Here is a 16,412-nt window from a genome sequence, read left to right on the forward strand (position 1 = left end):
GCCGGCACGTAGACCTGTCGACCTCTGGCAAGGCGGCGCACCTGCGCTGCCTTGCCGACAGCAACGCACCCTGCAAAACGGCGCGCCTCGAACGAGGCGCGCCGTTTTGCATTGATAAGCCGCGACCTCGTTCCGGGAATTGCAGCTTCCTCCCGCGGAGGTAAGCTTAGGGCCGTCACTGGTCTTTCGACCTGATCATTTGCCGGATAGTTGAGGTAGCCAATCGGATGGACATCCATATCGTCGTCGAAGGACATCACGACCTGTCCGGACAGATCTATCGGCAACTGCGCGCGGGCATTCTCGAAGGGCGTCTTGCCGGCGGCACGCGCTTGCCGTCCACGCGCGATCTCGCGACGCAACTGGGCGTGTCGCGCAAGACCACGCTCGACGTGTTCGAGCGCCTGCTCGCCGAGGGCTATCTCAGCGCCCGCGCGGGCTCGGGCACCTTCGTCGCGGAGGGTCTCGAACGCCTGCCGGCAGCGAGTTCCGCGCACGCGCGCGAGGTCGACTCCGCGCGCGAACACGCGAAGCCTGGCGCACGCAGCGCGGCGCGCGCGCAGCCGCTCTGGGACGAGATGCCGGACATCCTGCCGCTGCCACGCGCGACGGTGCCGTCGCCGCTCGATTTCGTCGGCGGCGCGGTCGACAAGTCGCTGTTTCCGTTCGACGTGTGGCGCCGTTGCGTGAATCACGCGCTGCGCGCGCAGGCGCGCAGTCCCGGCACTTATCGCGAGGCGGGCGGCGAACAGGAACTGCGTCTCGCGATCTCGCGTTACCTCGCGTTCAACCGCGCGGTGTCGAGCAACTGGGACGACGTGATCGTCACGCAGGGCGCGCAGAACGCGCTCGATCTTATCGCGCGCATCACGTTTCGTCCCGGCGATGTCGCGGCGATCGAAGACCCCGGGTATCCGCCGGTGCATGCGTGCTTCCAGGCGGCCGGCGCGCGCGTCGTGCCGGTGCCGGTGGATAGCGAAGGCTTGATCGTTGCCCGGCTGCCGGACAACGCGCGGCTCGTGTATGTGACGCCGTCGCATCAGTTTCCGCTCGGCATGCCGATGAGTCTGGAACGGCGCGTCGAGTTGCTCGAATGGGCGCAGAAGCGCGGCGCGGTGATCATCGAGGACGATTACGACTGCGAGTACCGCTTCGAAGGCCGGCCGATGGAGCCGCTGAAGAGTCTCGATCGCGCGGGACTCGTCGCATACGTGGGCACGTTTTCCAAGACCATCTTTCCGGAGTTGCGCATGGGCTACGTGGTGCCGCCCGCGTCGCTGCGCGGCGCGCTGCTCAAGGCGCGCCAGATCGTCGATGGACATGGCTGCACGCTCACGCAGACCGCGCTCGCGTCGTTCATGCTCAACGGCGATTTCGCCAAGCATCTGCGGCGCATGCACAAGACCTACGCGGCGCGTCGCGCGATGCTGCTGCATCACTTGCAGGGCGATCTCGCACGCTGGTTCGAACCGATCGTGCCGACGGCGGGCATTCACATGGCGGCGCACCTGAAAGCGCCGTTGAGCGAGGCAGCAGTAGTCGCCGCGGCGCGCAGCGAAGCCGTCGGCATCTATGGGCTCGCGCCGTTTTATCTGCGCGCGAAACCGCGGGCGGGACTGATCTTCGGCTACGGCAGCATCGCGGTCGAACACGTCGATGCGTCGCTCGCGAAGCTGGCCGAGGTGCTGCCGCGCATCGCGCGTTGAGATGAAGCGCCGGCCTCACCGTAGTCGCCAGCAGTCACGATAAACATTACTTAAGCCTATCGACTTCCATACAAATCATTGTCACAAAGCAGCCGTACGCTTGCGCCTCTGTAATTGTTTGTAATGCAAAGCCGGCCTCACCGACCGGCACGACAACATAACGAACTGGAGGGCAGTCAGGATGCAAGTGAAGTCGATGGCAGGAAAGTGGCAGCGTGCACGCGGCGCGTTGAGCGCGATAACGACCCTTGGCACATTGAGCGCGCTCGGTCTGTCGGCATGCGGCAGCGGCCTCGATGCCGACAAGCCGGCGTCGACGGCCGCGCAGCAAACGACGGTGGCGAACGGCACGACCGCGACGCTCGCGTTGCTCGAAACGACCGACATCCACACCAATCTGCTCAGCTACGACTACTACAAGCTGGCCGAAGACAAGTCGCTCGGGCTGGAGCGCACGGCGACGCTGATCGCGGCGGCGCGCAAGGAATTCCCGAACACGATGCTGCTCGACGACGGCGACACGATCCAGGGCACCGCGCTCGCCGACTACCAGGCGCAGGTCGCGCCGATCGATTGCAAGACCACGCTGGGGGTCTACAAGGTGATGAACCTGCTGAAGTACGACGCGGGCACGATCGGCAATCACGAATTCAACTACGGCCTGCCGTTTCTCGCACAGGTCACGGGCAACGCGTTCGACGTGCCGAACATGAGCCCGGTGGCGTCGCAACCGAAGTGCGCGGGCCCGCAATTTCCGCTGGTGCTGTCGAACGTGCTCGGCGCGAAATCGCAGCAGCCGATCTTCAAGCCGTACACGATTATCGAACGCACGCTGACCGCCAGGTCGCCCGACGGCAAGACCGTCAGCGCGCCGGTGAAGATCGGCGTGATCGGCTTCACGCCGCCGGCGATCATGTCGTGGGACAAGCGCTGGCTCGATGGCAACGTTTACACGCAAGGCCTCGTGGAAAGCGCGTCGAAGTACGTGCCGGAAATGAAGGCGAAGGGCGCGCAGATCATCGTCGCGATGTCGCACGGCGGCCTCGACAATTCGACCTATTCGCCGTCGATGGAAAACGGCAGCTACTATCTGTCGAAAGTGCCGGGCATCGACGCGATGCTGATCGGCCACTCGCACCAGGTGTTCCCGGACAAGAACAGCACCGTCACGCAGTTCAACCTGCCGGGCGTCGACAAGGTGAAGGGCACCGTCAACGGTGTGCCGACCGTGATGGCGAATTTCTGGGGCAAGCACCTCGGCGTCATCAAGCTCGCGCTGAACTACGCGAACGGCACGTGGACAGTCGATCGTAATTCGAGCACCGCGGAAGCGCGCGCGATCCAGAACGCGGACAACAGCTACGTCGCGGTCGATCCGTCGATCTCGCAGGCGATCGCGGCCGAACACGCGGCGACCATCAACTACGTGAAGACGCCGATCGGGTCGACCGATTTCCGCATGACGACCTACTTCGCCGACGTGGGCGACGTGTCCGCCATCGAGATCGTCAACCAGGCGCAGGCCGCGTACACGCAGGACTACATCAGCGCGAATCTGCCGCAATACGCGGGCATTCCGGTGTTGTCGGTAAGCGCGCCGTTCAAGAGCGGTTTCGGCGGCGGTAACGATTTCACCGACGTCGCGCAAGGCAACGTGGCGATCAACAACGCCGCCGACCTGTACCTGTACCCGAATACGATCTACGCGGTGAAGGTGACGGGCGCCGACCTGAAGGCCTGGCTCGAAACCGCGGCGAAGCGCTTCAACAAGATCGATCCGGCCAACACGGCGGCGCAGGCGCTGGTCAGTACCTACCCGGGCTACAACTTCGACATGATCACGTCGAAGGACTTCAGCTACGAAATCGACGTGACGCAGGCGGTCGGCAACCGGATTCGCAACCTGAGCTATCAGGGTGCGCCGATTTCGGACACGCAGTCGTTCATCGTCGCGACCAACAACTATCGCGCGAGCGGCGGCGGCAATTTCCCGGGTCTCGACGGCAGCAAGACGATCTACGCGTCGCCGGATGCGAGCCGCGACGTGCTGATCGCGTACATCAAGAAAGTGGTGGCGATCAAGGCGGCGACCAACGGCAGCGATCGTAGCTGGCGCTTCACGAAGGTCGCGACCGCCGGGCCGGTGACGTTCAAGGCGGCGCCGAATCTGGTCTCGCTTGCACAGGCCAACGGCATCAACAACGTCGCGCAGATCCAGGCCGACGACGGCACCGGCAAGGGGCTTGCGGTGTACTCGGTCAACCTGAATCAATGAGCGCGCCGATGAAAGCGCCGATGAGCGCGCGATTCGCGTTGACGCTGGCGGCGGCTTTCGCGGTCGTCGTCGGCACGCTCGCCACGCTGGCGGCCACGCACGTGTCCGATGCGCAGATCGACGACTGGCAGATGCAGGGTGCGTCCACGCACGATGCGTCGCCGGTGTGGCGATTGCGTCTGACGGCGGCGTTCGGCAACGCGGCGGCGCGCGAGGCGCTGGCCGACGTGTCGATCAGCTCGACACGACTCGACGAGCGCCGCGATGGCGTCGAGTTGTATCGGCAACTTGCGCTCGACGGCGCGCCACGCGCGCAAGCCACGCTGGGTCATCTGCTGCTGCGCGGTGTGCCCGGCATCGCGCCGGACTACGCGGAGAGCCGCCGTTGGCTGGAGCAGGCCGTCACGCACGCGCCGCTCGACGCTCAGGCCGCGTACGATCTGGCGACGCTGCATCGCAACGGCTACGGCGTCGCGCGCGACGATGCGCTGGCATTGCACTGGCTTGCGCGCGCCGCGCAGGCGGGGCTGCCGCTCGCGCAATTCCAGCTCGCCAACGAGTACCGTTTCGGCGCGACATTGCCGCACGACGATGCGCTCGCGCTGCAATGGCTGACGCGCGCGGCCAACGCGGAGTTACCCGAAGCCAACCTCGCGCTGGCGATCGCGTATCGCAACGGCGAGCTCGGCCTGAAACGCGACGTCGACGAATACTGGGCGCACGTGAAGGAAAGCGAGCACGATCTGAAGCACGTCAGCCGACAGTAAGCGGCGTCGAGCGCGGGTTCGATTCACGCTTCGAACGCCGCATCGGAACGCGCTGCGCGTTTCTGCCGCAGAGGAAAATTAGCCGCCCCCGGCAGCGAAACAGGCTGCCGGGGGCGTGTTTTTTCCGCTGCGTGGAGATGAACGGCGAGCGCTTGACGAGTGCGCGACGGACGCGATCGTCCACCCGTTCATGCGTTTTCGCGCCGCACACCGCCGAATCCGTTATCGCCGGATAGGTCGATACGCATGCATCGAAACGCCTTGTAACGTGCGTTACCGATTTGTGTTGTCGGCCTCGACGACCTGCTCCGACACACGTTTACCCGCTAAAACAAGCATCAAAATGTGTTGCGAAGTCTGCACGACGCAACAAACCCTGGGCGTTATACACAAAAGAGTCGCGCAAATCGTATTAGCGCTTGTAGAATCCGGCCTTGAAGCGTGCACATACCGTGTGCGCTTCGTGCTATTCACTGACCACAACAGGTAGGAGAAACATGCCGACTTCCGCAAAAAAGGTGGCCAAGAAGGCTGCTGCCCCGGTACCGACCAAGAAGGTTGCTGCAAAGAAAGTTCCTGCGAAGAAAGCTGTCGCAGCTAAGAAGGTCGCCGTGAAGGCGTCCGGCGCTCCGTCGCCGATCAAGGACACCTTCACGAAGGCCTCGCTGGCTGCACACGTCGCGGAACGCGCCGCTGTGGAACCGAAGACCGCCAAGGCCGTGCTGGCCGCGCTCGAAGATACGATCCTCGGCGCCGTGCACAAGAAGGGCGCTGGCGAATTCACGCTGTCGGGTCTTCTGAAGATCGTCGTGCAAGCTGTGCCGGCGAAGAAGAAGCGCTTCGGCAAGGACCCGTTCTCGGGTGAAGAGCGCTGGTTCCCGGCCAAGCCGGCTAGCGTGCGCATCAAGGCACGTCCGCTGAAGAAGCTGAAGGACGCTGCTGCGGGCTAAATGCGTTTGGAGCGTTGGCGGGTTTGGACATCGGGCTTAAACATCGGGTTTAAACATCGTTAACGTTTCATCCATTCCGCGGTACAGGTTGTTCGAAATCCCCGTGAGTGCAAACTCACGGGGATTTTTTCATGGGCGCGACGCGCCGCTCGCCGGCCTTCGTCCGCATTCGGGAACGTTCGATCGCACCCATCGCGCACCGCGAATCGAACGACACACGCACCGCCATGCTGCGGATGCACCGTACTAGCGCATCATGAGCCGCCGCAGTACGATGGCAGCGAAGCCGTGCCGGTCGGGATGCGCTGTTAGCGTGCACGTATCGTGGGTTGTGCGCGAAAAGCTCAATGGCATAGCGCTTGCTTGATCGATTGTCGAACACCGAATGCGCAGCGCATTCGCCTTCTATCCGACAACAAGAGCGGGGCGTGACATGCGATGCTATGACGAGATGCGTCATCATGACGATGCCGTGCGGCCACACTACGCGCGCTTTGAGCGGTGGCTGGTGAAGCAGGGCAACGAGGCGATCGCACGCAAGCGTGCGGAAGCCGACCTGCTGTTTCGCCGGGTCGGCATCACCTTCGCGGTGAACGGCGACCTGTCCGGCACCGAACGGCTGATTCCCTTCGACCTGATTCCGCGCATCATTCCGCGCGGCGAATGGCAAACGCTCGAAGCGGGTTTACGTCAGCGCGTGCAGGCGCTCAATCTGTTTATCCACGACGTCTATCACGATCGCAACATCGTGCGCGCCGGCATCGTGCCGGCCGAGCAGGTCTATACCAACGCGCAGTATCGTCCCGAGATGCAGGGCGTGAATGTGCCGCTCGGTGTTTACGCGCATATCGCCGGTGTCGATGTGGTGCGCGCGGGCGACGAGGGCGAGTTCTACGTGCTCGAAGACAACTTGCGCGTGCCCTCCGGCGTCTCCTACATGCTCGAAAACCGCAAGATGATGATGCGGTTGTTTCCCGAGCTGTTCGTGCAGAACCGCATCGCGCCGGTCGCGCATTATCCCGACCTGTTGCTCGATACGCTGCGCTCGGTCGCGCCGGAAGGCGTCGACGATCCGGTGGTCGTGGTGCTCACGCCGGGCATGTACAACTCCGCGTATTTCGAGCACACCTTCCTCGCGCAGCAGATGGGCGTCGAACTCGTCGAAGGCAAGGACCTGTTCGTCGACGACAACTATGTGTTCATGCGTACCACGCAAGGACCGAAACGCGTCGACGTGATCTACCGTCGCGTCGACGACGATTTTCTCGACCCGCTCGCGTTCCGCAACGATTCGGCGCTCGGCGTGCCGGGCTTGCTGACCGCGTATCGCGCGGGCCGCGTCGCGCTCGCGAACGCGATGGGCACCGGCATCGCCGACGACAAATCGATCTATCCGTATGTGCCGGAAATGATCGAGTTCTATCTCGGCGAGAAGCCGATTCTCAACAACGTCCCCACGTTTCAGTGCCGCAAACCCGACGATCTGGCGTACACGCTCGCGCATCTGCCGGAGCTGGTCGTGAAGGAAGTGCATGGCGCCGGCGGCTACGGGATGCTGGTGGGACCGGCCTCGACGAAGGCCGAAATCGAGTCGTTCCGCGAGCGGCTGATCGCGCGGCCGGCGGGTTATATCGCGCAGCCCACGCTCGCGCTTTCCGCGTGTCCGACCTTCGTCGAAGCCGGCATCGCGCCGCGCCATATCGATCTGCGGCCGTTCGTGCTGTCCGGCAAGACCGTCACGATGGTGGCTGGCGGCCTCACGCGGGTCGCGCTGCAGGAGGGTTCGCTCGTGGTCAACTCGTCGCAGGGAGGCGGGACCAAGGACACCTGGATGGTCGACTGAAGCGGTTGTCCGCGCAGACCCGTTACGTGCTTCGATAGGTTCGACGCGGGTCGCTTGTCATCAGCTAACTCATCAGCTCATTCATCAGATACGGAACGCCGTCATGCTAAGCCGCACCGCCGATCACCTCTTCTGGATGGCCCGCTACATGGAGCGCGCGGAGAACACCGCCCGCATGCTCGACATCAACCTGAAAGCGCTGCTATTGCCGCAGACGCCCGAGCAGGAAGCGCGCGCGCAACGTTCGGTGCTGCGCATCTCCGAACTCGAAACCGCGTTCGCGCAACGCTACGACGAACCGACGCGCGAACACGTGCTCGATTTCATGGTGGCGGACGCCAACAATCCGTCGAGTATTCACTCGTGTCTGCAGGCCGCGCGCGAAAACGCCCGCGCGGTGCGCGGCACGCTGACCACCGAATGGTGGGAAACCATTAACGATACGTGGCTCGAATTCAACGAACGGATCGCGTCGGGGCAGGCGGCCGGCAATCCGGGCGCGCTGTTCGAGTGGGTGAAGTTCCGCTCGCATCTGTCGCGCGGCGTGACGATCGGCACCGCGTTGCAGGACGACGCGTTTTTCTTCACGCAGCTCGGCACCTATCTCGAACGGGCCGACAACACCGCGCGGATTCTCGACGTGCGCTTCGCGGATGTCGAGCCGAATTCACGCGATGCCGCGCGCCAGCTCGAAGACTTCTACTACTGGACGTCGATCCTGAGTTCGGTGTCGGCGCTGGAGATCTATCGCAAGGTTTATCGCGACGTGGTCACGCCCGCGCGCGTGGTCGAGTTGATGATCCTGAACCAGCAGATGCCGCGCTCGCTGCTCGCCTCGCTCGACGGGGTCTGCGCGAATCTCGCGATGTTGCGCACCTCGGGCTCGAACCAGACCGAACGTTTCGCCGGCAAACTGCGCGCCGAACTCGTGTACTCCGACATCCGGCAGATTTTCGAAGCCGGCCTGCACGCCTATCTGACGCAGTTCCTGGCTCGCGTGTTCGAGCTCGGCAATCTGGTCGCGCGTACCTATCTGATGCTGCCCGTTGCCTGACGGAGTTCTCTTTATGTTTCTGACGATCCGCCACGACACGTCCTATCGCTACGAAGCGACGGTTCACTATTCGATCCAGCAGCTACGTCTGACGCCCGCGAGCGGCGCCTCGCAGGTGGTGCGGCGCTGGAGCATCGACGCGCCGGGCAAACTCGACGCCACCTTCGACGCGTACGGCAACGTGCTGCATACGCTGGTCATCAACAAGCCGCACAACGAAATCCGTCTACATGTGTCCGGCGAAGTCGACACGCTGCCGCTGATCGACGGTCATTTGCCCGACGGCGTCGGTCCGATCCCGCTCGAACATTTCACCTGCTCGACGCGGCTGACCGAGGCCGATGCGGCGATTCGCGAGCTGGCCGCGACGGTGCCGGCGCTCGCCAGTGCATCGAATCTGATCGCCTTGTCCGAGCAGATCGTGCAGCGCGTGAAGTACAACCCGGGCGTCACCGAGGTCACCAGCACGGCCGGCCAGGCGCTCGCGCTCGGCAACGGCGTGTGTCAGGACCACGCGCATCTGATGCTCGCCTGCTGCCGCGCGCGTGGCGTTCCGGCGCGCTACGTGAGCGGCTATATCGAACCCGGCGAGGTCGAACATGCCGCGAGTCATGCGTGGGTGGACGTGTGGCTCGAAGGCAAGGGCTGGATTTCCGTCGACGTCACGCATGCCGCGTTTGCGAGCGAGATCTATTGCCGGCTCGCCGTCGCACGCGATTACGAGGCCGCCGCGCCGGTACGCGGACGGCGTGTTGGGGGGCTGGAGGAACAACTGAAGGTGTCGGTGACGGTCAGTTCGCAGATGCCGCAATAGCGGCATGGCGTCATCGCGCAGCGATGCAGTCGCGTATGGCACGCGGCCGGGCATGAGCATGAGCATGAGCGCCCCGGCAGCGAGCGTTAGCCCACATTGCCATTCAGTTTGCCCGCGCCGCCGCCGTAATACGGAAGAGCGGTGCGTGCGCGCCGCATTACAATAGCGCCGTTCAGCAGCCTCCAGCGGGATCTTTTCCTCATGACTTACTGTGTCGCGATGACCGTCGACGACGGCCTCGTGTTCCTCTCCGATACGCGCACCAATGCGGGCGTCGATCACATCAGCACCGCGCGCAAGATGTCGGTGTTCGAGCAACCCGGCGAGCGCGTGCTCGTGCTGCTGGGCGCGGGCAATCTGTCGCTCACGCAGGCCGTGCTGCACGAATTGTCCGAACCCACCGATCCTACCCAGCCGACGCTGTGGAATGCCCCCACCATGGCCGACGCCGCGCGTGTGATCGGCCGCGCGGTGCGGTGCGTGCATCAGCGCGAGGCGGAGGCGTTGCAGGAATTCGGCGTCGATTTCAATTGCAGCTTCATTCTCGGCGGGCAGATTGCGGGCAGCCGGCCGCGTCTTTTCATGATTTACGCGGCGGGGAATTTCATCGAAGCGTCGGCGGTGAATCCGTATTTCCAGATTGGCGAAGCCAAATACGGCAAGCCGATCATCGACCGGGTGCTGACGCCGTCCACGCCGCTCGACGAAGCGGCCAAGTGCGCGCTGATCTCGATGGATTCGACGCTGCGCTCGAATCTGTCGGTCGGCTTGCCGCTCGATCTGCTGGTCTACGAGAAGGATTCGCTGCGCGTCACGCGCTTCGTCTCGATCGATCACGACAACGCGTACTTCGAGATGATTCATCGCACCTGGGGCGAGCGGCTGCGTCAGGTGTTCGGCGAGATTCCCGATCCGGACTGGCGGGAGACGACTGGCGCGCCGGTGTTGCGTCAGGAGCGTGCGCTGGTGCTGCATCGCGCGCCGGTCGGCGCGGATGGCGTCGAGCATGAATTCGATGCCAAGCCCGCGCAGACGTTGGCGCAGGCTGAGAAGGGGAAAGCGCAGCGGCGCTAGGCGCGAGTAGTCGATGGACGCCGCGCCGGCGTGCTGGCGTGGGACGAAGGTCGTTACGCGGTTCGACAAGGCCGCTGACGGCCTTTTTTGTTATCTATCGCGCCAGTGTGAGTCCGGTATCGATTTTTCATGCTGAAGGGCTACGTGCTCAAAAACCCCAGACGAAAAAAAACCAGCCACCGGCTTGCGCCCGCGGCTGGTTTTGAACTGCCTCACCATCAGCAGTCCATCAAGTCCATTTAGAACTTGTGGCGGATACCCAGGCTAACGATCGTCTGGTTGATGCTGTTCGACTGTGCGCCGTAGTCAGCGACCGAAGCCGTTGCCGACACGATCGGACCCGGAACGCCGGTCGAGCTGACGCTGCGCTGGTTGCCGTTAGCATGTTGCCATGCGCCGACCAGGTAGACGTCCGTGCGCTTCGACAGGTTGTAGTCGCCGCCCAGCGAGATCTGGTGGTACGTTGCCGTCGCGTCGCCGTTGCCGTGCGTGTACGTGTAGCCCAGGCCCAGCAGTGCTGCCGGCGTGACCTGATAGTTCACGAAACCAGCGCCGACGTTGTACTTCTGCGTCGTGCCGAAGCCCGAAGCTGCGTCAGGCTTGTACTGCACGTTGCTGTAGCGCAGGCCGGTCGTGATCGGGCCGACCACGTATTGCGCTGCGATCGAAGCGATACCGATCGACTTGGCCGATGCGTACGCTGCGTTTTCCAGGCCGCCGTCGAACGTACCGTCCGACGTGCCACCCCAGCCAGCGCGCGGCACTGCCGACGACGCGTTCTGCAGGCGGAAGTAGCCGGCTGCAACGCTGAACGGACCCGTTGCGTACGTTGCCGCGCCTGCCCACGATTGACCCGAGCCCGTTTGGCCTGCGACGCCGCCCAGCGCGTACATGCCTTCGAACTGGAAGCCGCTCCACACCGGCGAGGTGTACTTGATTGCGTTGTTCGTGCGCGAGCTGTTGTCGTTGTTGTCGACGTCGCCTGCGGTCGTGAACGTGCTGCCCCAGTAGTTGTCAGCCGTCAGCGGCTGAACCAGGTCGACCAGCGGGTCGTACTGGCGGCCGAGCGTGACCGTACCCCATTGGTCGCCCGTCAGACCGACGTAGGCTTGACGGCCGAACATCTTGCCACCTTGACCCAGCGAGCCGTTATTCGGGTTGAAGCCGTTTTCCAACTGGAAAATCGCCTTCAGGCCGCCGCCCAGGTCTTCCGTACCCTTCATGCCCCAGCGATTGCCCTGCAGGTTGCCTGCAGCCATCTGGTATTGGCTCTTGCCGCCGTTGTTGGACACGTACTGGATCGAGTCATCCAGAACGCCGTACAGGGTAACGCTGCTTTGTGCATGTGCCACGCCGGTAGCGCCCAGAAGCGCCAGCGAGAGGGTAGACAGTGCGATTCGTTTCATCCATTTCTCCACGCAGATGATTAGTTTCGTTGTTGCGGAAAGGAGAATAGCGCAGGGGGTCTACCGGTACGAACTGGAAAAAAAAGACTGTCTCCAAAAACTGACAAACGCGCAAAGCCTTGTATTTAAAGCCTGTTAACGATTATTTCTGTTCTTGCAATATTAATTCGTAAATTGCGCATTATTGTTGTTTTGTAGACAGTGAGTGTTTGGTTACCTGTACTTTCGACACTTGTTTGAAGGTATTTCGTAATGCAGTTGTCTAGCTGCCTGCCGTACTTTGCAGTAAACGTATAAAAATCGAGCACTGCTTCCTTGACGGGGGCGCTGGACAGAACCTGGGTGGTATGAGCAGGCGCAACCGTGCCGGCGACGCGGCGCAACCCTGCTGGTTGCACGTCGTTGCGTGATGGTTGGCGTTTTTTTTAGCGGTCGCGCGAATCGTTGTCGTTGCGACGGCGCGCAACGGTCGCGGCGGCCAGACCTGCCGCTGCCGCGAACAGCACCGAGGTCCACGGGTGGCGTTTGACGTAGCGATCGGCCGCGACCGCCTTGCGGCTCGCTTCGATCAGCGTGACGGCGGCGAGTCGAGTCGCTTGCGCTTCGGCGAGCACCATCGTGCGGCCGACCTTGAGTGCAGTTGCGCGTGCCGACGCCTTCTTGCGGGCTTGCACGCGAAACGCCGCGGCCGGCGCGGCGCCGGGCGCCGAACCGGCGGCCGCGCGGGCGGACGGAATCGCGAGTTTCGCCGCTGCAGTCGCCGCGGCAGTCGTATCCGCCACTCCATCCGACGCCGCAAGGGCAGCCGCAGCCGCAGCCGCGTCGCCGCGCGGCAGACGTTGCTCGGCGTGGCGCCGTGCATCGGCGGAAACCGTCGATGCGGCCAATACCGACGCCAGCTTCGCGCGGCTACCCGGCGGCAGATTGTCCTGCATGCCCCAGCCGCCACGCGGATCGTGCATGCGTCCGCGTGCCGCCGAAAATTCCGCGCCGAGCAGCAGCACTGCCGCCGAGAAATACAGCCACATCAGCAGCACCGCGAGCGACCCGGCCGCGCCGAACGAACTGGCCATGCCGGCGTGCGCGATATACAGCGCGAAAAGTTTTTTGCCCGCCGAGAACAGCACGGCCGCGACGATCCCGCCGACAAACGCATCGCGCCATCGCACCTTGTCGTCGGGCAAAAATTTGAGCAGGCCGGCGAACGCGAACGCGAGCACCAGCAGCCCGACGCCAAGCTGCATCAGATTGCCGATCACGACGTACGGCGAGTTGCCCCACAACCATTTGCCGATGAACGTGATGACCGTATCGAGCACCAGCGAAACGATCAGCAGAAACGCGACGCCGAGCACGAGGCCAAACGAGATCAGCCGCACCCGCACCAGCGCGATCACGCTCGACGAACGCGGCCCGGAGTACGGCCACACTATATTGAGTGCGCTATTGAGCGACGAGAACGTCGCCGACGCGCCGATCGCCAGCATCGTGAACGAGATGATCGCCGCGACGCCGCCCGCGCTGCCGCTGTGATGCGCGTTTTCGACGATGGTCTGCACGCCCGCCGCCGCCTGGTCGCCGAGCAGGCCGTGAATGTGATTGAACAGTTCGCCGCGTGCGGCTTCGGCGCCGAAGAACCAGCCGGCCACCGCGATCACCATCACCAGCGTCGGCGCGAGCGAGAACGCCGCATAAAAAGCGATGCTCGCGGCCATGGCCGCGCAGCGGTCCTCGGCAAACTGTTTGAATGCGCCGATGGCCCAGTTCGCCTGCTTGCGGGCCACGTGCTGAAGGTTCTCGGCGGAAAGCGTGTCGATGTCCATGGTCGTCTTCTCGATGGGTGCCTACGTCGCCGTGCGGGCATGCGAGGCGTTGAAACCGCCTCCGACGCACGCAATGCCGGTGATGCCCCAGGCGCGGCGTTCATACAGCCAACCTTTCGCAAAGCCTGTGCCTGTCACTATAACAAGCGTGCCGCGCCGGCGCGGCCGCGGCGACACCGGTATTTCGTCCCGTTAGAATGTAGATCGCCTTCCATCTTCTTCCGCTTATTTTCCGCCCGCCATGCACTCGCACGAACCCGTTCAGCAGCTCGAGATCATTCCGCCCACGCAATGGAGCGCGCAGTTGCCCGCGCACGTCGTCGAACAGTTGCCCGCGCAGGGCGTGACGGTGTTCGCCGTCAGCGACGATGCGTCGGATACCGCCGCGTTCAGCGCGCGCTACGGCTTCGGTCTGGAAGATTGCGCGAACACGATCGTGGTCCGCTACAAGAAAGACGGCGGTGAGCATTACGCCGCGCTGGTGTCGCTCGGTTCGCTGAGGCTGGACATCAACGGCGCGGTGAAGGCCGCGCTGGGCGCGCAACGGCTTTCATTCGCCAAACGGGAAGCGGCGGTCGAACACAGCGGGATGGAGTTCGGCGGCATCACCGCCTTCGGTTTGCCGGACGACTGGCGCGTGCTCGTCGATGCCGCCGTGATGGAGCGCGCGCAGATCGTCATGGGCGCGGGCGTGCGCGCCGCCAAGCTGTTATTGGCGCCGGACGTGCTGCGCCAATGGCCGCGCTGCGAAGTGGCGCAGCTGACGTTGCCGGCGCAGTCGATGGAGTAAGCGGGGCAGCGACGCTCAGCGGCATTGCCGCAAAAGCCGCCATGACTGCGTCGCTTTTCCAAAGATAGTTGCACGCGCAATCAACCCACGCCCCACGCCGTCCTGAAGTTTTTCTCCGTCTCGCCGTTAATCCAGAGAGTGCCATGAACCGCCGGGGCGTTCGCCTCGCGCGGCGGGTCGACTCATAAAGACAACGCAAGACAAAGCGACAAGGGACACGGAGATGGAAAGGTTTCGCCTGAAAGTGCGGCTCTGGCTCGCACTCGCGGTTATGTGCCTGGGCATTCTGGCAATCGGCCTTTGGGGCGCGTTCAAGGCGCGCGACACGATGATCGCCGGCCGCGAGGCCGAGTTGAAGAGCGTGGTCAGCGTCGCCTATAGCGTGCTGGATCGTTACAACGGCCTCGCTGCGGCGGGCACCATGCCGCTCGCCGAAGCGCAACGCACGGCCATGGCCGATCTGCGCGCGATGCGCTACGACGGCGCCGGCGGCTATCTCGTGATCGAAGACGCGCACGCGCGGGTGCTGATGCACGGCGTACGCGGCGATCTCGAAGGCAAGGACATGAGCGGCTTCACCGATCCGCAAGGGCGCCACGTATTCAAGGACGGCTCGGATCTCGCCGAACGCGACGGCGACGGCTTCATCCATCTGCAATTTCTCAAGCCGGGTTCCAATCAGATGGCGCCGAAGATCAACTACGTGCGCCTCTACAAACCGTGGGACTGGACGATCGTCACCGGCGTCTTCACCGACGATATCGACGCCGTGTTCTATTCGACGCTGCTGCAATACGTCGGCGCCGCACTGATTCTGTGCGTGGTGGTGTCGCTGGTGATCGGCGTGATTCTGCGCAGCATCCTGCGGCAACTTGGTGGCGAACCCGCTTACGCGGCGGAAATTGCCGCACGTATCGCCGATGGTGAACTCGATCTCGTGGTCGACACGAAACCCGGCGATGAAAGCAGCCTGCTGGCCGCGATGCAGCGGATGCAGCACCGCCTCGCGCAGGCGATCACGCAGATTCGCAGCGGCGCCGCGTTGATTTCGTCGGTGTCGCATGAGATTGCGGCAGGGAACGCCGATCTGTCGCGACGGACCGAGCAGCAGGCGAGCGCGCTCGGCGAAACGGCGTCGAGCATGGAGCAGATCACCGCGACCGTGAAGCAGAACGCCGACAACGCGAAACAGGCGAGTCAACTGGCGCACAACGCGTCCGAAACGGCGGCGCGCGGCGGCGAGGTGGTGGGGCAGGTGGTCGAGACGATGCGCGGGATTTCACAATCGTCGCATCGAATCGGCGACATCATCGGCGTGATCGAGGGGATTGCGTTTCAGACCAATATTCTCGCGTTGAACGCGGCGGTCGAGGCGGCGCGCGCGGGCGAGGAGGGCCGTGGTTTTGCGGTGGTGGCCGGCGAAGTGCGCAGCCTCGCGCAACGCAGCGCCGCGGCCGCGAAGGAGATCAAGGCGTTGATCGAGGAATCGGCGGCGCAGATCGACGGCGGGTCGCAGTACGTGGGCCGCGCGGGCGAAACCATGCAGGAAGTCGTGCAGGCGGTGCGCCGCGTGACCGACATCATGGGCGAGATCAGCGCGGCGTCGGTCGAACAGAGTTCGGGCATCGAGCAGGTCAACATCGCGGTGGCGAGCATGGATCAGACGACCCAGCAGAACGCCGCGCTCGTCGAGGAAGCGAGTGCATCCGCCGAAGTGCTGAAGACGCAGACGGGTCAATTGGCCGAAGCGATCGCCGTGTTTTCGTTACCGCCTGCGTGAGAAAGGCAGTGACGGTAAGGCGCCGAACCGGCGATTCGATGCGGTAAAAAAGAAAAGAGCACGGGAGAATTTACTTTCGGAGGACACGACGCGCAACCGGTTGGCCGGTTGCGCGTTGCGTCTTTCCGGT

The 16,412-nt window shown here is 63.6% G+C and carries 12 protein-coding genes; 10 read left to right on the top strand and 2 right to left on the bottom strand.

What is annotated here, in order from left to right; translation table 11 throughout:
• Positions 1–227 precede the first annotated feature (227 nt).
• From LFL96_RS29965 to LFL96_RS30000, 8 genes are all read left to right on the top strand, one after another.
• Positions 228–1,706 (top strand): PLP-dependent aminotransferase family protein, encoded by a 1,479-nt coding sequence (locus LFL96_RS29965; RefSeq protein WP_281001515.1) that lies wholly within the window; start codon positions 228–230, stop codon positions 1,704–1,706.
• A 181-nt stretch (positions 1,707–1,887) separates the two neighbouring features.
• Positions 1,888–3,981, top strand: coding sequence for a bifunctional 2',3'-cyclic-nucleotide 2'-phosphodiesterase/3'-nucleotidase (locus LFL96_RS29970; protein ID WP_281001516.1), 2,094 nt, complete (start codon positions 1,888–1,890; stop codon positions 3,979–3,981).
• 8 nt (positions 3,982–3,989) lie between these two features.
• The gene (locus tag LFL96_RS29975; RefSeq protein ID WP_281001517.1) at positions 3,990–4,748 is read left to right on the top strand and encodes a tetratricopeptide repeat protein; all 759 of its coding nucleotides are present in this window, start codon (positions 3,990–3,992) and stop codon (positions 4,746–4,748) included.
• A gap of 497 nt (positions 4,749–5,245) precedes the next feature.
• The gene (locus LFL96_RS29980; protein ID WP_281001518.1) at positions 5,246–5,698 is read left to right on the top strand and encodes an HU family DNA-binding protein; all 453 of its coding nucleotides are present in this window, start codon (positions 5,246–5,248) and stop codon (positions 5,696–5,698) included.
• Between the two features lie 433 nt (positions 5,699–6,131).
• Entirely contained in the window at positions 6,132–7,541 is a 1,410-nt protein-coding gene (locus LFL96_RS29985; protein ID WP_012426335.1) for a circularly permuted type 2 ATP-grasp protein, read from the top strand.
• A gap of 103 nt (positions 7,542–7,644) precedes the next feature.
• Positions 7,645–8,595: an alpha-E domain-containing protein gene (locus tag LFL96_RS29990; protein ID WP_281001519.1), complete on the top strand. Its 951-nt coding sequence runs from the start codon at positions 7,645–7,647 to the stop codon at positions 8,593–8,595.
• A 13-nt stretch (positions 8,596–8,608) separates the two neighbouring features.
• Positions 8,609–9,409 (top strand): transglutaminase family protein, encoded by an 801-nt coding sequence (locus tag LFL96_RS29995; RefSeq protein WP_281001520.1) that lies wholly within the window; start codon positions 8,609–8,611, stop codon positions 9,407–9,409.
• Between the two features lie 201 nt (positions 9,410–9,610).
• A complete protein-coding gene (locus tag LFL96_RS30000) occupies positions 9,611–10,483 on the top strand; it encodes a proteasome-type protease (RefSeq protein WP_281001521.1) in 873 nt (290 codons plus the stop codon).
• 239 nt (positions 10,484–10,722) lie between these two features.
• Here the strand turns inward: LFL96_RS30000 and LFL96_RS30005 are convergent, their stop codons facing one another.
• A complete protein-coding gene (locus tag LFL96_RS30005; RefSeq protein ID WP_281001523.1) occupies positions 10,723–11,889 on the bottom strand; it encodes a porin in 1,167 nt (388 codons plus the stop codon).
• A gap of 425 nt (positions 11,890–12,314) precedes the next feature.
• The gene (locus tag LFL96_RS30010; protein WP_281001524.1) at positions 12,315–13,712 is read right to left on the bottom strand and encodes a YihY/virulence factor BrkB family protein; all 1,398 of its coding nucleotides are present in this window, start codon (positions 13,710–13,712) and stop codon (positions 12,315–12,317) included.
• A gap of 241 nt (positions 13,713–13,953) precedes the next feature.
• Between LFL96_RS30010 and LFL96_RS30015 the strand changes: the two genes are divergently transcribed.
• Positions 13,954–14,502, top strand: coding sequence for a YbaK/EbsC family protein (locus tag LFL96_RS30015; protein ID WP_281001525.1), 549 nt, complete (start codon positions 13,954–13,956; stop codon positions 14,500–14,502).
• A gap of 223 nt (positions 14,503–14,725) precedes the next feature.
• Positions 14,726–16,282, top strand: coding sequence for a methyl-accepting chemotaxis protein (locus tag LFL96_RS30020; RefSeq protein ID WP_281001526.1), 1,557 nt, complete (start codon positions 14,726–14,728; stop codon positions 16,280–16,282).
• Positions 16,283–16,412 lie beyond the last annotated feature (130 nt).

This window comes from Paraburkholderia sp. D15 (genome assembly GCF_029910215.1).
Lineage (GTDB): Bacteria > Pseudomonadota > Gammaproteobacteria > Burkholderiales > Burkholderiaceae > Paraburkholderia.